Annotated in this window: 15 protein-coding genes; 9 read left to right on the forward strand and 6 right to left on the reverse strand. The window is 69.1% G+C overall.

What is annotated here, in order from left to right:
- Window positions 1–99 precede the first annotated feature (99 nt).
- The gene (locus tag ACZ6YV_RS14390) at window positions 100–1,458 is read left to right on the forward strand and encodes a M20/M25/M40 family metallo-hydrolase (protein WP_465510007.1); all 1,359 of its coding nucleotides are present in this window, start codon (window positions 100–102) and stop codon (window positions 1,456–1,458) included.
- Here ACZ6YV_RS14390 and ACZ6YV_RS14395 read toward each other — a convergent pair.
- Complete coding sequence (locus tag ACZ6YV_RS14395; protein ID WP_465510008.1) at window positions 1,448–1,801, reverse strand: hypothetical protein; 354 nt, start codon at window positions 1,799–1,801, stop codon at window positions 1,448–1,450. The genes ACZ6YV_RS14390 and ACZ6YV_RS14395 overlap by 11 nt on opposite strands.
- A 152-nt stretch (window positions 1,802–1,953) precedes the next feature.
- Here ACZ6YV_RS14395 and ACZ6YV_RS14400 point away from each other — a divergent pair, with 152 nt between their 5' ends.
- Window positions 1,954–3,696, forward strand: coding sequence for an AfsR/SARP family transcriptional regulator (locus tag ACZ6YV_RS14400; RefSeq protein WP_465510191.1), 1,743 nt, complete (start codon window positions 1,954–1,956; stop codon window positions 3,694–3,696).
- Window positions 3,697–3,700: 4 nt separating this feature from the next.
- Here the strand turns inward: ACZ6YV_RS14400 and ACZ6YV_RS14405 are convergent, their stop codons facing one another.
- The 4 genes from ACZ6YV_RS14405 to ACZ6YV_RS14420 are packed head-to-tail and all read right to left on the reverse strand — an operon-like array spanning window position 3,701 to window position 8,220.
- Entirely contained in the window at window positions 3,701–4,396 is a 696-nt protein-coding gene (locus ACZ6YV_RS14405) for an NIPSNAP family protein (protein ID WP_465510009.1), read from the reverse strand.
- A gap of 49 nt (window positions 4,397–4,445) precedes the next feature.
- Entirely contained in the window at window positions 4,446–6,650 is a 2,205-nt protein-coding gene (locus tag ACZ6YV_RS14410; protein ID WP_465510010.1) for a xanthine dehydrogenase family protein molybdopterin-binding subunit, read from the reverse strand.
- The gene (locus ACZ6YV_RS14415; RefSeq protein ID WP_465510011.1) at window positions 6,647–7,627 is read right to left on the reverse strand and encodes an FAD binding domain-containing protein; all 981 of its coding nucleotides are present in this window, start codon (window positions 7,625–7,627) and stop codon (window positions 6,647–6,649) included. The genes ACZ6YV_RS14410 and ACZ6YV_RS14415 overlap by 4 nt, the downstream gene beginning before the upstream one ends.
- Complete coding sequence (locus ACZ6YV_RS14420; RefSeq protein WP_465510012.1) at window positions 7,627–8,220, reverse strand: (2Fe-2S)-binding protein; 594 nt, start codon at window positions 8,218–8,220, stop codon at window positions 7,627–7,629. The genes ACZ6YV_RS14415 and ACZ6YV_RS14420 overlap by 1 nt, the downstream gene beginning before the upstream one ends.
- Window positions 8,221–8,334: 114 nt before the next feature.
- On the opposite strand from ACZ6YV_RS14420, the gene ACZ6YV_RS14425 reads away from it, so the two are divergent.
- The gene (locus ACZ6YV_RS14425; RefSeq protein ID WP_465510013.1) at window positions 8,335–8,580 is read left to right on the forward strand and encodes a DUF1272 domain-containing protein; all 246 of its coding nucleotides are present in this window, start codon (window positions 8,335–8,337) and stop codon (window positions 8,578–8,580) included.
- Between the two features lie 672 nt (window positions 8,581–9,252).
- Here ACZ6YV_RS14425 and ACZ6YV_RS14430 read toward each other — a convergent pair.
- Complete coding sequence (locus ACZ6YV_RS14430; protein ID WP_465510014.1) at window positions 9,253–11,511, reverse strand: immune inhibitor A domain-containing protein; 2,259 nt, start codon at window positions 11,509–11,511, stop codon at window positions 9,253–9,255.
- A gap of 322 nt (window positions 11,512–11,833) precedes the next feature.
- Between ACZ6YV_RS14430 and ACZ6YV_RS14435 the strand changes: the two genes are divergently transcribed.
- From ACZ6YV_RS14435 to ACZ6YV_RS14460, 6 genes are all read left to right on the forward strand, one after another.
- Window positions 11,834–12,070: a ferredoxin gene (locus ACZ6YV_RS14435; RefSeq protein WP_378244795.1), complete on the forward strand. Its 237-nt coding sequence runs from the start codon at window positions 11,834–11,836 to the stop codon at window positions 12,068–12,070.
- Window positions 12,071–12,124: 54 nt separating this feature from the next.
- Window positions 12,125–13,351: a cytochrome P450 family protein gene (locus ACZ6YV_RS14440; RefSeq protein ID WP_465510015.1), complete on the forward strand. Its 1,227-nt coding sequence runs from the start codon at window positions 12,125–12,127 to the stop codon at window positions 13,349–13,351.
- Between the two features lie 97 nt (window positions 13,352–13,448).
- Window positions 13,449–13,895 (forward strand): hypothetical protein, encoded by a 447-nt coding sequence (locus tag ACZ6YV_RS14445; RefSeq protein WP_465510016.1) that lies wholly within the window; start codon window positions 13,449–13,451, stop codon window positions 13,893–13,895.
- Between the two features lie 85 nt (window positions 13,896–13,980).
- Entirely contained in the window at window positions 13,981–15,249 is a 1,269-nt protein-coding gene (locus ACZ6YV_RS14450; RefSeq protein WP_465510017.1) for a metal-dependent hydrolase family protein, read from the forward strand.
- Between the two features lie 76 nt (window positions 15,250–15,325).
- Complete coding sequence (locus tag ACZ6YV_RS14455; RefSeq protein ID WP_465510018.1) at window positions 15,326–15,571, forward strand: phosphopantetheine-binding protein; 246 nt, start codon at window positions 15,326–15,328, stop codon at window positions 15,569–15,571.
- Entirely contained in the window at window positions 15,571–17,130 is a 1,560-nt protein-coding gene (locus tag ACZ6YV_RS14460) for an AMP-binding protein (protein ID WP_465510019.1), read from the forward strand. The genes ACZ6YV_RS14455 and ACZ6YV_RS14460 overlap by 1 nt, the downstream gene beginning before the upstream one ends.
- Window positions 17,131–17,134 lie beyond the last annotated feature (4 nt).

Raw genomic sequence — 17,134 nt, forward strand, 5'->3', positions numbered from 1 at the left:
GACCCGAGGATAGCGGCGTGCCGCACGGTTGTTCCCGCACTGATTCACGCGCAGCTGACCGGAACACTTTTCGGCGGCCCGCGCCGTACGCTCCGGTCCATGACGACCGATGACGTGACAGAAAACGGATTGAGGACGGCCGTCGAACGGGAACTGCACCGGGCGCGGGCCGATCTGGAACAGCTGGTCCGCATTCCCGGTATCGCCTTTCCCGAATTCGACCACACGCACCTGGACCGCTCCGCGGAGGCGGTGGCGACGATACTGCGTGGCTGCGGATTGGACACCGAAGTCGTCCGCGCCGGTGGCCATCCGGCCGTCCTCGGCCGCAGTCCCGCGCCGCCCGGTGCGCCGACGGTGCTGCTCTACGCGCACCACGACGTGCAGCCGCCGGGCGACGAAGCGTTGTGGGACAGCGATCCTTTCGAGCCCGAGGAGCGCGACGGCAGGCTCTACGGCCGCGGCGCGGCGGACGACAAGGCGGGGCTGATGGCGCACGTCGCGGCGCTGCGGGCGTTCGGTGATGCCCTGCCCGTCGGGGTCGTGGTGTTCGTCGAAGGTGAGGAGGAGTACGGCTCGGCGTCGCTCGCCGACCTGCTCCGGATCCACCATGACAAGCTGCTGGCCGACGTCGTCGTGATCGCCGACTCGGCCAACTGGGACATCGGCGTTCCCGCGCTGACCACGTCGTTGCGGGGCATCGTCAACTGTGTGGCCGAGGTGCGCACCCTGGACGCCGCCGTCCACAGTGGAATGTTCGGGGGAGCCGTGCCGGACGCACTGACCGCGTTGGCCCGGCTACTGGCGACCTTGCACGACGACGCGGGCGACGTCACGGTGGAAGGACTCGCCGTGGGCTCCGGGTCCACCTTGGATCTCTCGGCCGACAGGGTGCGTGCCGAGGCGGGAATGGTCGACGGCGTCCGCTTCACCGGCACCGGTTCACTGGCGGACCGGTTGTGGACCAAGCCCTCGTTGTCGGTTCTCGGTATCGACGCGCCCTCGGTTCTCCAGGCGGGCAATGCCCTGGTACCGGTGGCGCGGGCGAAGATCAGTGCCCGGCTGGCCCCCGGCGACGATCCGGTCAAGGCGTTCGCCGCGCTCCGGGACCACCTCGAAGTCCACTGTCCCTGGGGTGCCGCGATCACGGTCACTTTGGACGGTGCCGGAGCGCCGTGCGTCATCGACACCACGGGCCCGCGCTACGAAGCGGTCCGATCGGCGTTGCGTGCCGCCTGGGGCGGGGTTCCGCCGGTGGAGATCGGCGTCGGCGGTTCCATCCCGGCCGTCTCGACGTTCCAGGCGGAGTTCCCGGCCGCCACGATCGTGGTGACCGGCGTCGAGGATCCGGACACCCGGGCACACGGCCCGAACGAGAGCCTGCACCTCGGCGAGTTCGCCCGGGTCTGCCTCGCCGAGGCGCTCATGCTGGACGGGCTGGCCCGGACTACCCGCTGACCGGCTCGGCGAGCATGCTCAGCGCGGCCGGATTCGCCGCGAACACCGCCGTGTCGTAATCCTCGATCATCGACGAGACCGGCCCGTCGTACTCCGCCAGCCATTCATCCGTGGCGTAAAGCGAACGAGACCGCTCGACCCGATCCTGCTCGGACGGAAAAGCGCGCAGCAGGAAATAACCGTTTTCGTTGTTCGACGACGGGCCGTGCGCGACCACCGTGATACCCAGCTTGCGCATCAACGGAATCGTGCCCTCCCGGCTGATCCGGTCGAATTCCTCGCGGCTGCCGGACTTCACGGTGAACAGTCGAATCTCCAGCAACCATGGTTTAGCGTTGTCCATCTCACACCTCGCCCTCGGTATTCCGGAAGGGCGAGTAGAGCACCGAAGAATGGCGGACGTCAATTAACGGCGAATCGAATGCGTCAACGTCACCGGTCAGGTTCCGGTTCCTGGGCCCGCTCGAGTTCTTCGACGGCACGCAGTGGGCCTCGATCGGCGCCCCGAAGCAACGGGCGCTGCTGGCTGTCCTGTTGATCAACGCCAACCGCGCGGTGTCGGCGGACCAGCTCATGGCGGAACTGTGGGGCGAGCGGCCGCCGCCGAGCGCCGCCGGCCTGCTGGCGGGCTACGTCTGGCGGCTGCGGAACAGCCTCGGCGACCCGCGAGGGCGGATGCTGAGCACCAGGGCACCCGGTTACCGGCTCGTGCTGCCGCCTGGCTCGACCGACGTCGACGAATACGAAGAGCTGGTCGCGGCGGGCCGGAAGAGCCTCGCCGAGGGCGACTTGTCTTCGGCGGTCACGACGCTGACCGAAGGACTCGGGATGTGGCGCGGGACGCCGATGGCGGACGTGGCGATGGTCCCGTCCGTCCTTGCCGAGTCCGCGCGGCTCGAAGAGGCGCGGCTGGCGGTGGTGGAGGCCCGGATCGAGACCGAGATCGGGCTCGGCGGGCACGAGGCGCTGCTTCCCGAACTGAAGCTGATGGTCTCGCAGTTCCCGCTGCGCGAACGGCTCCACGCGCATCTGATGGTGGCGCTCTACCGGTCCGGACAGCAGGCCGAAGCCCTTGGCGCGTATCGGGATCTGCGCAGGCTGCTGGTCGACGAGCTCGGCGTCGAGCCGAGCAAACCGCTGCGGGAACTGCAGGGCCGGATCCTGCGGGACGACCCGCTCCTCACGGAGACAGTCCGGCGCACCACCCCGGCGTCCGCGGTCCGGCGGCCCGCCGTGCCGCGCACTCTGCCTCCCGACGTGCCCGCCTTCATCGGCAGGGACCGCGAACTGGCCTGGATCACCTCCCGGCTGACAGCCGGGGAGCAGCGCTGCGCCGTGCACGGGATGGCAGGCGTCGGCAAGACAACGCTGGCCGTGCATGCCGCCCACCGCGTGGCCGGGTCCTTTCCGGACGGCCAGGTGTATGTGAGCCTCGGGGCGTCCTCGGCGCGCGGTCCGAGCTCCCCGGTCGAGGTGATCGGGCGGCTGCTCGCGGCGCTGGGCGTCCCGGCCGACGACCTCCCGCCGGACGAGGAGGGGGCCGCCGCGTTGCTGCGCGCCGTCCTCGCCGACCGCCGGGTGGTCATGGTGCTCGACGACGTCGCCGACTCCGGGCAGATCCGTCAGCTGCTGCCGTCGGCGCCCGGCTGCGCGGTGATCCTGACCGGCAGGCCCGCCTCCACCGCGGTGGACGGGGCCGGCCTGGTTCGCCTCGGCAGGCTCCCGGAGACGGCCGCGACGGCGCTGATCCGCCGCTACGCCGGGGCTCCCCGGGTGGACGCCGAGCAAGCCGCCACCGTCCGGCTCGCCGGGCTTTGCGACCACCTGCCGCTCGCCCTGCGCGTCGCCGCCACCCGGCTCGCGCAGCGTCCGGAGTGGACGGTCGGCGAGTTCGCCGCGCGGCTGGCCGACCCGGGGCGCAGGCTCGACGCGCTGGCCTGTGACGGACTCAGTGTCCGCGCGAGCCTGCAGGCGGGTGTCCGGCTGCTGCGGCGCTCCGCCGATCCGCTGGCGACGCGCGCGCTCGGTCAGCTCGGGATGCTGGACCAGCCGGTGGTCTCGACGGAAGCGCTCGCGGCCGCGCTCGACATACCCGTCCCCGCGGCCGAAGCGGCCGCCGAGCGCCTTGTCGACGCAGGGCTCGTCGAGACGCTGCGGATGGACTGGTACCGGGTGCCGGGATTGGTGCGCTTGTTCGCCGTCGGCGAGTACGGCCGGCTGTCGCCGGCGGCGTGGTGAAGGTTCAGCGCAGCATCGACCGGTCGGTGGGGGTCAGCAGCAGCCGCTCGACGGACTCCGGCAGATGCGGCCGGACGTCGTCCCGCCACTCGGGTAGCGCGGCCAGCCTCTCGGTGTGCTCGGCGTAAGCGTCCTGGTCGGCGAACGAAGCGAGCACGATGATTACGTGTTCTCCCGTGCGGACCGGCAGCCCCTCGAAGTCGTTCTCCGCGTATTCCGTCCGCAGCAAGGAGAGCGGAGTGGCGCCTGCCTTCTCCAGCAGCGGAAGAACGGTCTCGCCGAAGAACCGGACAAGCTGCTCGTCCGGCGCCGACGGCAGGTAGTGGATCGTGGCCGTGACCAGCGAAGACGCGGGCGTGTCCCGGATCGTGGGGTCGAGGTCCGCCAGCACTCCGTGCGTGACCGGCCGCAGTAGCAGCACGTCGTCCGTGTCGATCATGGTGGCGTTGGCCGCCGCGGCGTTCGCCTTCCAGACCGGACCCGTGTAGAAGCTCGTCAGTGACCGGAGCCTGGCCTCCATGTCCGGGAAGCCCCGCAGCCACACGAAGTGATCCGGGCGGTCCAGATCCCGGAACTGCCCCAGGACGCGCATCCCGGTGGCTTCTTGGGTCTCGACGAACTCCCGGTCGAACAGCTCGATCAGTTCCTCGCGCCGTCCGGGATGAAGGGTGTACTGCCGCAGCTCGATAACGTCGGTCACGCGAAGGACACTAAGGCATCAGGCTTGTCGTGAAAGGGCTTTTCGGCAGTCAGGCGTCGAGCAGTTTGTCGAGGGTGATGGGGAGGTCGCGGACGCGGCGGCCGGTGGCGTGGTGCACGGCGTTGCCGAGGGCGGCGGCGATGCCGACGGTGCCCAGTTCGCCGATCCCGCGGGCGCCGAGGGGGTTGAAGACGGTGTCGGGATGGTCGAGGAAGCGAACGTCGATCGGCGGGACGTCGGTGCTGACCGGGAGGACGTAGTCGGCGAGGTTCGCGTTGGCGATGCGGCCGGTGCCCGGTTCGAGGTGCGTGTTCTCCAGGAGGGCCTGACCGATGCCGAAGATCACACCGCCGACGATCTGGCCGCGCGCGGTCTTCTCGTTGACGATGGCACCGGCGTCGATGACCGTCGTCACCCGGCGCACACGGCATTCCCCGGTCCAGCGATTGACCGCGACCTCGCAGAAGTGCGCGCCGAACGAGGTGAAGGCGAAGCGCTCGCGTTCCGGGCCCAGCGCGGTGGTCTCGGTGGCGTCGATCCCGGCGAGGTCGACGATGCCGAGCAGCGCGCCGAAGCCGATCCGCCGCCCGGGCCCCACGACGTCACCGCGTTCGTAGCGCACCTTGTCCTGGCCCATGCCGTGGAACGGGGACCGTTCGTGGGTCACGGCGAGTTCGAGCAGGGCGCGCTTCGCGGACTGTGCCGCCGCGTGGACGGCCGGGGCGGAACTCGCCGTGCCCGCGGAGGCGAACGCGCCGGGATTGTCGGCCAGCGCCGAGTCGCCGAGCGCGGCGTGGACGCGGTCCACCGGGAGGCCGAGGGCGTCGGCGCCGACCACGGTCAGCACCGTCCACATCCCGGTGCCCAGATCCGACGTCGCGGTGGACACCGTCGCGGTGCCGTCGGCCTGGAGCCGGACCTTCCCCGTCGTGCGGTACCGCGAGGCCGGGTAAGCGGCCGTCGCCATGCCGGTGCCGAGCAGCCACTCGCCGTCGGCGACCGCCCTCGGCACCGAGGCACGCCGGGACCAGCCGAACATCTCCGCGCCGACGCGGTAGCACTCGTCGAGGTGCTTGCCGGACCACGGCACGCCCCGTCCCGGGTACGTGGTGGCGTAGTTGCGCAGGCGTAACTCGATCGGGTCCATGCCGAGCCGTACCGCAAGCTCGTCCATGGCGGTCTCCAGCGCGAACGACCCGGCTTCCGGCCCCGGCGCCCGCATCGGCGTCTGGGGTGGGACGTCCAGGGTCACGAGGCGCTGTCCGACGTGGATGTTGGGGGAGGCGTAGAAATAGCGCGAGGTGGTGTGCGGCCCCGCCTCGTAAAGGAACCCGTCGCCGCCGCTCGACAGGCTGGCGTAGGCGTCGTGCTTGAGGGCGACGAGGTGCCCACCGCGATCCGTGCCGAGGGAGACCGTCTGGGACATGGCCGAGCGATGACCGGTGACGCCGAAGGTCTGCTCCCTGGTGAGCACGATCCTGACCGGGCGGCCGAGTGCCTTCGCCGCGGCCGCGGCGAGCACGGGATGCCCCCAGGTGAGGATCTTGTTGCCGAACCCGCCGCCGACGTGCGGGCTGAGCAGATGCACCCGGGAAGGGTCGACGCCGACGGTGGTGGCGATCGTCCCGGCGGCCAGCTGAGGAGCCTGTGCGCCGCTGTAGAGGGTGAGGTAGCCGTCGCGCCACACCGCGATGGCGGCGTGGGGCTCCATGGCGCTGTGGTACTCGATCGGCTGGGTATAGGTGGCGGTGACGACCACGTCGCTCGCACCGAGGGCTTCGTCGATGGACGCGACCCCGTCCGCGAGCAGGTCGAGCAGCGCCGGCTCGCCGTTGACGTCGTCCGGCAGGGTGGCGCCGGGCATCCCGTCCCGCAACGACGTCCGCGGCGGGACGGCGGTGTAGTCCACGCGGACCAGCGCGGCCGCGTCACGAGCCTGCTCGAAGGTCTCGGCGACCACCAGCCCGACGATCTGCCCGTGGTAGCGAACCTGGTTGTCCCGCAACGGAAGCCAGTTGTACCCGACGCCGGATTCGGCGCCGCCGAACAGGGGCAGCGGGTCGGCGTGAGTGTAGACGGCGAGCACGCCGGGGGAGCGCCGCGCGGCCGCGCTGTCGATGGCGCGGACGGTGCCGCGCCCGACCGTGCTCAGCAGGAGGTAGCCCTCGGCGAGGCCGTCGACCGGATAGTCGGCGGAGTACCGCGCGGCCCCGGTGACCTTGAGCCGTCCTTCGACGCGTGAGATCGAGGTCATGGTCTGTCCGCCAGCTTCATCAGGGCGCGGGTGACGGTGCGCCGCAGCAGCGGCACCTTGAAACCGTTGTGAGTCAACGGACGGGCTCCTTCAGTGGCGAGTGCCGCGCCTTTCTCGACGACGTCGAGCCGCGGTGGACGGCCGCGCAACGCGTCCTCCACCGCGGCCAGGCGCCATGGCCTGGTGCCGACCCCGCCCGCCGCGAGCCGCACGTCACGCACGACGCCGTCGCGGACCGACAGCGCGGCCGCGACCGAGGCGAGCGCGAACTCGTAGGAGGCCCTGTCGCGCACCTTCACGTAGGTCGACCGGTTCGCCCAGCCGAGCTGGGGAACGGTCACCTCTGTCACCAGTTCGCCCGGCCGCAGGTCGTTCTCGAGGTGCGGGGTGGTGCCGGGCAGGCGGTAGAACTCGGCGAGCCGGACCTCGCGGGAGCCGTCCCGGCCGGTCAGCCGCACCGAGGCTTCCAGCGCCACGAGAGCCACCGCGAGGTCGCTCGGATGCGTGGAGACACAAGAGTCACTGGTGCCCAGGACGGCGTGGGTGCGGTTGGCGCCTTCGATCGCCGGGCAGCCGGTGCCGGGTGCCCGCTTGTTGCACGGCGTGGCGGTGTCCCGGAAGTACCCGCATCTGCTGCGCTGCAGCAGATTCCCGCCGATACTGGCCATGGTGCGCAGCTGTGGTGACGCGCTGGCCAGCAGGGCCTCGGCGAGCATCGGGTACCGCGAGACCACCAGGGGATGAGCGGCCACGTCGCTCATCCGCTCCAGGGCCGCGATGTGCAGCCGCTGCCGGTCCGTCCAAACACCGGTCAGGGGCACGCGGTTGATGTCCACCACCCGGCTCGGTGTCAGCACTTCGAGTTTCATCAGGTCCACCAGCGTCGTGCCGCCCGCCAGGTAGGCGGAATTCGGCGCCGCGGCGCGGTCGAGCGCCTCGGCCACGCTGTACGTGAGCGCGAAGTCGTAGGGCCGCATCAGTCCGCCGCTCCCGCTGTCTTGATCGCCTCGACGATGTTGGTGTACGCCCCGCAGCGGCAGAGGTTGCCGGACATGAGCTCCCGGATCTGCTCCGGCGAGCGGGCGCGCCCTTCGCGGAGCAGTGCCACCGCCGACATGATCTGGCCGGAAGTGCAGAAGCCGCACTGGAACCCGTCGTGTTCGAGGAACGCCTGCTGCACCGGATGCAGCCTGTCGCCACGCGCCAGCCCCTCGATGGTGGTGACCCGCCTGCCGGTCACGGAACCCGCCAGCGTCAGGCAGGACAGCACCCGCCGTCCGTCGACGTGCACCGTGCACGCCCCGCACTGTCCGCGGTCGCACCCCTTCTTCGTGCCGGTCAACCGCAACCTGTCGCGGACCGCGTCGAGCAGCGTCACCCGCGGATCCAGCCGCAGCCGCTCCACCCGCTCGTTGACCCGTAGTTCGACGTCGATGAGGCCGCCGCTCGGTTCCGCGTCTGCGGCGTCCGTGTTTTCGAGTTGCCCGCCGACCGCCAGTACCGCCGACGCCGTCGCGGTCCGGCCCAGGAAGCCGCGCCGGGAGATTCTGCCCTCGTTCGATTCATCCATGGTCTGATCGGACTCCTCCAGGATTGCCCCTCAGCGGACATCGACAGAGTTTCTCGGATCGCCTCTTGTTTCGACATCGCTCAGCTGAGCAGGAGCTCGGGTAGAGTTCGCGGCATGCTCGAGCTCCGACCCAATTGCGAGTGCTGCGATCGCGACCTGCCGCCCGCCGCGGACGCGCTTATCTGCACCTTCGAGTGCACTTTTTGCCCCGGTTGCGCGGAAGGCCGCTTCGGCGGGGTCTGCCCCAACTGCGGGGGCGAGCTTGTGCGCCGTCCTGTGCGGCCCGCGGTTTTGCTCGAACGGCACCCGCCTTCGGCGCAGCGGGTGGTCAACGCGCACGCGGCCTGTTCGCCGGCCTAGGCCGGGAGGGCGGCGGTGAGGGTGGTCGTGAGTGGGACGACCTTGATCAACGGAGGATCCGGGCTACTTGTCGAGGGGCGAGGCGAAGGTGCCCCGTCGGTCGGGGTGAAGGGGCCTTCAGGACACGACGTCGAGTCGCCGAACCTCAGGGTGCCCCCGATGTGGCACTGGGGACACTCACCGTCCCCAATGCCACATTCGGCGCACACCTCAACGGCAAATATGGCGTGATCGACCCTCGCTGTCGGCTTCAAAGAAGGGGCTTTCGCGGCGTGGGCTGAACTGACTCGCAGGGAGTCGACCGCGACCTCAACTGTCCATAAGGGACAAATGGTCTCGAAGTGTCCGCTGTGAGCGTTTGTGAAGGGGTCGTGGGTGGCAAGTGGGGTTATCGAGGACGGTGCCAGTGACTCTGCGCGACACCGGGCCGTTGGCGCCGACTGTGTGGATTTTGGTGCGTTGGACGAGCGGAAATCCACACACCCGTCACCCTGAGTGACACCTCGCGTCCTCGCTGGACACGTCGACCCGACACCTTTGCCCCGCCCTTCTTTGCAATGAAGCAAGGCGACGAGGGTCTTCGCGCGACGGTGGAGGAATCAGGACGTTGAGCGTCCCGATTCCTCCACCGTCGATCGGGCATCCGGTCGGGCAGCCGTGAGGCACCCACCCCTACTTCTGTCCCACCCGAATCCGCATCGAAGTACCGGCCTGCGAAAGCACCCGGATCGTGGTTCCGGTGGCAGGGAGGACCACACCGGCGTTCGGCTGCTCGGGGAACAGGAAGGTCCCCGTGTCGTCGAACAGGGAGACGGCGTCCTGCCCGCGGATGTAGCTCGGCTTCCCGTTGACGTGGAGCGTGAACGAGTCCGCCTTGCGGAGCGAGAACGGCATGTCGTAGCCGGCGATCCTGGATCGCCAGGGGACGCCTTCGAGGTTGTAGATCGGCGCGGGATGCGCGTCGATCGGCAGGATCAGGCCGGAGCCGAGATGCTCGCTGGTGTTGTTGTCCATTTCGGACGTATCCCAATAGGACACCACCAGCCCGCTCTGATACGGGAAGTGCTCGACGAAGGCGGGCTTGTCCGGGAAGCCGAAGTTGTAGGGACCGCTGCGCAGGTATTGGCCATAGGACTCGTACGTGCGGTTCGACGCGAGATAGAAGTTGTCGAACACGCGGGTCTCGGTGTCGGCCGCCGTCCGGAAGCCGTCGAGTGCCCAGCCGTTCGCCCCGTTCTCCGCGCCGTCGGTCAGCACCGGTGCGCCGTCCGCGGTGATGGCGATTTCGTCGGCGAAGAACCCGCTACGGGCCAAGGCGCCGTCGGTGCGGTACTGGAACCGGAGAAGGACGTTCTTGCCCGCCACCGAGTCGAGCGGCACGGTCATGTCGACCCAGTTCCCGCCGGTGCTGCTCGAAAGTCCTGGTTGACCGCCGAAATCCCGTTGGAAGGGCACGCCACCGGCGGTGCCGTTCAACGCTGTCCAGGTGACGCCGCCATCGGCCGAAACCTGCGTGTAGAGGAAGTCGAAGTCCGGCTGGATGTCGTAGCGAGCTTTGAGTGTCAGCGACGCCGACGTCTTGCCGGTCAGGTCGAGTGGCCTGGTCATCGTGGTGGACAGATTGTTGCCCTTGGTACTCCACCACTGGTTCCGGCCCGCGAACGGCTGTCCATAGTGGAACGTCTTCGCCTTGTCCGGCAGCACGACCACGACGCCTTGTGCCTTGGCCGAGTTGTACTCGTGCGGGCCGAGTTCGAGGGTGCGGGTCCGGCCCGCCACCACGACCTCGTAGTCGAGCCAGCCGAGCTGCAGTTTGGACCACGCGTCCAGGTCGTTGATGCGGGTGCCGATGACCTCGCCGGGGCCGGAGACACGCTGCTGCGCCATCGGCGACCACCAGCTGACGTTGTTCGCGCCGGCGTTGGTGTCGTACAGGTCGGGCAGGCCGAGATCGTGGGCGAACTCGCGGCAGAACACGCTGACGCCGCCGTTCTCCGGCTGGATGGTGTAGTTGCCGATCCAGAGACCGCTGTCGCCGATCTGGGTGCCGCCCCGGAGGTTGCCGTCCGGGCCCGAGGTGGTGTTGTCGAACGCGTAGGCGCTGTGGCTGTAGATCGCGTCCTCGCCGCGGATCGGATCGGCGTCGGCCTGGTCGGCGCCGGCGTGCACGATCTGGAAGTGGTCGAGGTAGCCGTCCGGCTCGTTGAAGTCGCCGTCGCCGTCGAAATCGTCACGGTCCCAGGTGTCGAAGGTGGCGAGCTGCGCGCGGATCTGCGCCGGTGTCCGGCCGGCGGCGAGCTGCCCGGCGTACCAGGAGTTGGCCGCGTCGGTCACCAGGTCGAAGGAGTTGGCGCAGACGACGCCGGCGCACGGGAATCCGTTCGAACGGCCGTAGCGGGCCTCGTTGTACGGCACCTTGGTCCAGTCGCTGACCGTGCCCTCGACCGAGTATCGGCCGGAGGACTGTTTGCGATAGTAGTCGGTGAGCGAGTTGGCGCCGGGCGCGGTGGAGAAGTACAGATCCTGGTAGTGCCGTCGATCGTAGTCGGCTTGCCAGAGGGTGGTGTTGTCGATCCGCCGGTCGGGTTCGGGGATCTGGTCGTGACGCGGACCGTCGAAGCGCACCGGGCCGGGGATGGCCGGATCGGTGTCGACGTCGGGGTAGGACGGATGACGCCGGTCGCCGAATTCGGCGAGCACCACGAAGATCCGATCGGTCTTCTCCCTCGCCAGCTCGACGTACTCGTCGACGAGGCCGTTCTTCGCTTTCGGAGCGGGCTTTCGGCCGGTTTTGACCACGGTGCTCGCGCCGCGCCGCTCGGCGACTTCGTTGCCCTTCAGTACATCCGCGAGCGCGGCCTGCCGCAGTCGCCTGCGCTGAACGTCGGCGGTGCCGGGCAGATCGTCCCCGCCTCGGGCGCCGTCGGTCACCGTGACCGACGGAGACGCGGACGCGACTGGAAGGCCGGCCGTCGAGCCGGCGACGAGGGAAGCAAGACACAGTCCCGCGCAAAGTCTTCTTAACAAAGGAAATCCCTCCCGGACAACCCGGTGGACGTGAATGGTGATTCTGGGTCCACACTGCCTACCACTCACGCCCGGCCCGGCCAACAATCCTCGCGACCGTCTACTGTCGGTGAGAGAACACCTTGCGCCACAAGCCGTTCCCCTGAACGATCGGCTCCGCCGTTCAACTGGTTCCGGAGCGGCAGTTGAACGCTTGAGGGCGCCGTTCGATTCCGAGGAGACTGACATGACCGAGAGCGGTAGCCGTTGGCGGATCATCGTCGACCAGGACTCGTGCATAGGTTCCGGGGTGTGCGTGGGAGACCTTCCGCACCGGTTCCGGATCATCGACGACAGGTCGCAGCCGGTCGACGGGGAGATCGGTGCCGACGAGGAGGTGCTCGCCGCGGCCGACTCCTGCCCACGGGAAGCGATTCGCGTCGTGGACGTGGCGACCGGCGAGGTGCTGGCGCCCCTCGACTGACCCTGACTTGAACAAGACACCGTGCCCGGCCCGCCGGGCACGTGGAGGACGTTGATGCAAAGCCGTCGAACGACGAATGTCGAGAGACTCTCGGCCGACTTCGTCCAGGATTCCTACACGTTGTACGCGCGGTTACGGGAAGCGGGCCCGCCCCGGGAAGTGATGATGCCGCACGGGATCAAGGTGTGGATGGTGACCCGCTACCACGACGCCCGTGCCCTGCTGGCGGATTCACGGATCAGCAAGGACGGGCGGCGGGTCAACGAGTTGTTCGCCCGGCACGCGGAGTCGCCGGACAAGGCTCCCGCGGCGGTCGACGACGAGCTGGCCGCGCACATGCTCAACAGCGATCCGCCGAACCACGTCCGCTTGCGCAGACTGGTCGGCAAGGCCTTCACCGAGCGGCGGGTGAAGCTGCTGCGGCCGCGGATCGAGGAGATCACCGACGAGCTGCTCGACCGGATGGCGGGCAAGCGGGAGGTGGATCTGATCGAAGACCTGGCCGCCCCGCTGACCATCACGGTCCTCGCCGAGCTGCTCGGCGTGCCGCGTGAGAACCGCGAGGTGTTCCGGGCTTGGACGAACACGCTCGTCGGGGCCAACCACACCGCGGAAGAGGTCGCCACGGCCTCGGCCGCGGTGGCGAAGTTCACCGAGGACCTGATCGACGCGAAGCTCGCCGATCCGGGTGACGACATGTTCAGCGCCCTGGTCCTGGCCACCGAGGAGGGGGACAGGCTCAGCAAGGACGAGCTGGTGGCGATGGTCTTCCTGCTCGTGGTGGCCGGGCACGACACCACGTTGAGCATGGTCGGCAACGGGGTCTACGCCCTGCTCCGCCATCCGGAGCAGCTCGCCAGGCTGCTGGCGGACCCGTCGTTGCTGCCCGCCGCGGTCGAGGAGCTGCTGCGGTACGAGGGTTCGGTCAGCCTGGCGACCTTCCGCTTCACCACCGGCGACATCACGCTGGACGGCGTCACCGTCCCCAGCGGGGAGATCGTGGTGGTGGCACTGGGTTCGGCGAATCGCGACACGGAGAAGTTCGAGCACGCGGATCAGCTCGACCTCACCCGCGGGCTCGGCAGCCATCTGGCCTTCGGGCACGGCATCCACTACTGCGCCGGTGCGCCGCTGGGCCGCCTTCAGGTGGAGATCGGGATCGGCAGGTTGCTGGAGCGATATCCGGACCTGGCGCTGGCGGCGGACCCGGAGCAGCTCCGGTGGAAGACCAGCACCATCATGCACGGCCTCGTCTCGTTGCCGGTTTCCCTGCACGGCTAAGCCGTTTGCCTGCCCCGCCACGAAAGGCTCAGCGTGGCGGGGCACGGGCGTCTTCGTGAGGCGCGGCCGGCACCCGATCGCGTGATACCGTTGCGGTATGGGCGATTTCGATTTCCTCGTAGGATCGTGGAATGTCCACAACCGCCGCCTGACGAAGCGGCTCACCGGTAGCGACGACTGGGTCGAATTCACCGCGCCCGCGAAGAGTTGGAGCCTTTTCGAAGGAAAGGCCAACGTCGACGAAATCGTTTTCCCGGACGGGGTCCGAGGGCTCACCCTGCGCCTGTTCGACCCCGCCACCGGGAAATGGTCCCTGAACTGGTCGAGCAGTGACACCGGAACGCTCTTTCCTCCTGTCATCGGCGAATTCATCGACGGGCGCGGTGTTTTCCACGGCGACGACACCGAGGGCGGCACACCCGTGCGGGTCCGCTTCGTCTGGTCGGACATCACGGAGAATTCGGCGCGCTGGGAGCAGTCCTTCTCGACCGACGGCGGCGCCAGCTGGGAACTCAACTGGATCATGAGTTTCACCCGTGCCTGACGATCATATTTCCGCGAGCGGCCGATCACGATGCGCAAGCGTCGCCGCGTGACCGAACCGCCCGCGGTCTGCTTCTCTGGCCCGCATGCAGAAGCGCATCGAAGCATCCCAACTGGTTCCCGGACGCGGCGCTCCGATCCTGGACGGGGTCGTGATCGTCGAGGGCGAACGGATCCGCTACGCCGGTCCGCGTGACGAGGCGCCGGCCACTCCCGGCGCCGACGTGACCCGCGGGCATACCGTGATGCCCGGAATGTGGGACTGTCACGGCCATTTCATGGGTCTGCGGAGCGCGGACCTGCACGATCTGATGCACGAGCCGATCGCGCTGCGGGCGGCCCGCTGCGTTTCGGACCTGCGTGCCTGCCTCGATTCGGGCTTCACCTCCATCCGCGAGGTCGGCGGTCTCGGTATCCACTTGGCCCGCGCGGTCGCCGAGGGCACCATCGAGGGGCCGACGATCTACAGCGCGGGCACGGCCTTGTCGACCACCGGTGGCCACGGCGACATCCACGGCTTCCCTGTCTCGTGGATCAACGACTTCGGCCATCTCGGCGGCGAGCTGCGGCTGGCCGACGGACCGGCCGAATGCGCGCGGGCCGCCCGCGAGCAGTTGCGCAACAACGCCAAGCTGATCAAGGTGTTCGCCTCCGGCGGCGTTCTGTCCGAAGTGGACCATCCGGTCCATCAGCAGTTCACCGACGCCGAGCTGGCCGCGATCGTCGAGGTCGCGGGCCAGGCCGATCGGGTGGTCGCCGCGCACTGCCACGGCAAACCGGGCATCATGGCCGCGCTGAAGGCTGGTGTGCGGACCATCGAGCACGGCACCTACCTGGACGAGGAGTCCGCCGCGGCGATGCGCGAGACCGGGGCGATCCTGGTGCCCGCCCGCGCGATCATCCACCTGCTGCTCACCAGCGACCTGGTTCCGCCCTACGCCAAGCGAAAGCTGGAGGGGGTGGCGGGACGCCACCTCGACGCGATCTCGCTGGCCCGCGAGGCGGGTGTCACCATCGCGCTGGGCACCGACCTGGCCATGACCGGACCGGGCCGCCCCACCCAGTGGGGAAAGGGCGGCATCGAACTCTCGCTGATGGTCAAGGGCGGCGCCACGCCGCTGGAGGCGATCGAGATGGCCACGGCCACCGCGCCCGCCACCCTGGGGCCGCAGGCGCCGCGCTCCGGCCGCTTGCTGGCAGGCTACGACGCGGACGTGCTCCTGCTGGACGCGGATCCGGTGCTGGACATCGACGTCCTCGCCGATCCGGCACACGTGACCGACGTCTGGAAGTCCGGCCGACGGGTGAAACAGTCCATTCAGGACAGTCCCGACCTCGGGGAACAACGGCCGTAGAACCCGAGTACATCAAGAGAACAACCGCGGCGGCGATGGTCTCGATGACGAAGCCCCGGCCCATGGAGAAATGCCCATGAGTGACACGATTGTCGATTTCGACGCCATCATCACGCGCTATGCGACCTTCACCTTCGACGATTCGACACCCTTGCTCGACGCGGGCCTGGAGTCCCTGGCGCTGTTGCGTCTCGCTGTCGACGTGGCCGGCGACGACGACGCCGAGATCGACGCCACCCGGCTGGTCGACCTCCACACGGTCGCCGATCTGAAGAACTGGCTGGCCGATCTGGCCGCCACCGGCCAGGACGGAGCCGCGTGATGACGACTCGCAGACTCTTCGACTGGTTCGGCGATTCGGTGGCGGGCTCCGGCTCCTCGACGGCGATCGAGGTGGCCGGGCTCTCCTTGAGCTACGACGAGCTGCGGGCCGCCGTCGAACGGATGGCGGTGCGGCTGGTGGCGGCCGCGGGCAGGCGCCCGGACAGGGTCGGCCTGCTGACGTCGCGCAGCCTCGCGAGCTACGTGGGATACCTGGCGATCCAGCGGGTCGGCGCCGCGGTGGTGCCGCTCAACCAGGGCGCGCCGGTCGCCAGGAACCTGGTGATCACCAAGGACGCCGGCCTGGACGTGACGATCGTCGACGACACCTCCGCCAAGCAGCTGCCGGAATACCCGCGGCAGTCGGGCATCCCGATCGTCGACCTGACCGGTGACCGGTGGCGGGGGCTGCTGGAGGGCGGTGAGCCGCTGCCCGAGATCGGTTGCGGCGACGGGGATGTCGCCTACATCATCTACACCTCCGGCTCCACGGGGAGCCCGAAGGGTGTGCCGGTGACGCACGGCTGTGTCTCCTCGTTGCTGGAGGACAACATCCGCCGATTCGGTTTCGCCGACGACTGCCGGGTTTCGCAGACCTTCGAGCTCTTCTTCGACGGTTCGATCGTCGAGCTCTTCGCCACCTGGGGGACCGGCGCGACCCTGTGCGTCCCGCAGCACAGCGAGGTGTTCGCGCCGGTTCGCTTCGTCAACGAGAAGCGGCTCACGCACTGGCTTTCGGTGCCGTCGATCATCTCCTTCGCCCGCAGGCTGCGCGCCCTCGCCCCGGGCAGCATGCCCGACCTGCGCCGGGGCATGTTCGGCGGCGAGCCACTGAACCTCGAACAGGTCGAGGTGTGGCGGGCGGCCGCGCCCAACGCGACCATCCACAACTGTTACGGGCCAACGGAACTGACCGTCATCTGCACCGGCTACGAGGTGCCCGCCGAACGCTCCGACTGGCCGGTCACCTCCAACCGGTCCATGCCGATCGGCGAGATCTTCCCGCATCTGGACTACGTCCTGCTCGACGACGACCTCCGGCGGTGCGAGGACGGCGAGCTGTGCGTGCGAGGCCCGCAGCGTTTCCCCGGCTACCTGGATCCCGCCGACAACGCCGGGCGGTTCCTGGCCTTCGACGGCGAACAGGGCTCGGTCTACGACGGCACCGAGCCGCTGACCCCCGGGCACTGGTACCGCACCGGTGACCGGGTCCGCCGGGAGACCGGCGAGCTGGTCCACCTCGGCCGGGTCGACGACCAGATCAAGGTCCGGGGCAACCGGGTCGAGCTGGGGGAGATCGAGTCGGCGCTGCGCAGGCATCCGTCGATCGCCGAAGTGGTCGTGGTGGCGCTCACCGCCGCCGACGGCGAGGTGGATCTGCACGCCGTCTATTCCGGCGACCCCGTGGACGAGGGCGAGTTCGCCCGGCTGCTCGAAGACCTCCCGGTCTACATGCGCCCGAGGGGCTACCACCAGCGCGACAGCATCCCGTTGGCCGCCAACGGAAAGGTCGATCGCAAGGCGTTGACCGAAGAGATTTCGCCGATCGTCCGCCGATAACCGG

Source organism: Amycolatopsis sp. NPDC102522 (genome assembly GCF_055584485.1).

What these genes read in the sequence shown, in the direction of transcription:
- ACZ6YV_RS14425 (WP_465510013.1), top strand. Translation starts at nt 8,335, where the DNA reads ATGCTCGAGCTCCGACCCAATTGCGAGTGCTGCGATCGCGACCTGCCG.
- ACZ6YV_RS14460 (WP_465510019.1), top strand. Translation starts at nt 15,571, where the DNA reads ATGACGACTCGCAGACTCTTCGACTGGTTCGGCGATTCGGTGGCGGGC.
- ACZ6YV_RS14410 (WP_465510010.1), bottom strand. Translation starts at nt 6,650, where the DNA reads ATGACCTCGATCTCACGCGTCGAAGGACGGCTCAAGGTCACCGGGGCC.
- ACZ6YV_RS14415 (WP_465510011.1), bottom strand. Translation starts at nt 7,627, where the DNA reads ATGCGGCCCTACGACTTCGCGCTCACGTACAGCGTGGCCGAGGCGCTC.
- ACZ6YV_RS14440 (WP_465510015.1), top strand. Translation starts at nt 12,125, where the DNA reads ATGCAAAGCCGTCGAACGACGAATGTCGAGAGACTCTCGGCCGACTTC.
- ACZ6YV_RS14455 (WP_465510018.1), top strand. Translation starts at nt 15,326, where the DNA reads ATGAGTGACACGATTGTCGATTTCGACGCCATCATCACGCGCTATGCG.
- ACZ6YV_RS14390 (WP_465510007.1), top strand. Translation starts at nt 100, where the DNA reads ATGACGACCGATGACGTGACAGAAAACGGATTGAGGACGGCCGTCGAA.
- ACZ6YV_RS14445 (WP_465510016.1), top strand. Translation starts at nt 13,449, where the DNA reads ATGGGCGATTTCGATTTCCTCGTAGGATCGTGGAATGTCCACAACCGC.
- ACZ6YV_RS14435 (WP_378244795.1), top strand. Translation starts at nt 11,834, where the DNA reads ATGACCGAGAGCGGTAGCCGTTGGCGGATCATCGTCGACCAGGACTCG.
- ACZ6YV_RS14420 (WP_465510012.1), bottom strand. Translation starts at nt 8,220, where the DNA reads ATGGATGAATCGAACGAGGGCAGAATCTCCCGGCGCGGCTTCCTGGGC.
- ACZ6YV_RS14395 (WP_465510008.1), bottom strand. Translation starts at nt 1,801, where the DNA reads ATGGACAACGCTAAACCATGGTTGCTGGAGATTCGACTGTTCACCGTG.
- ACZ6YV_RS14450 (WP_465510017.1), top strand. Translation starts at nt 13,981, where the DNA reads ATGCAGAAGCGCATCGAAGCATCCCAACTGGTTCCCGGACGCGGCGCT.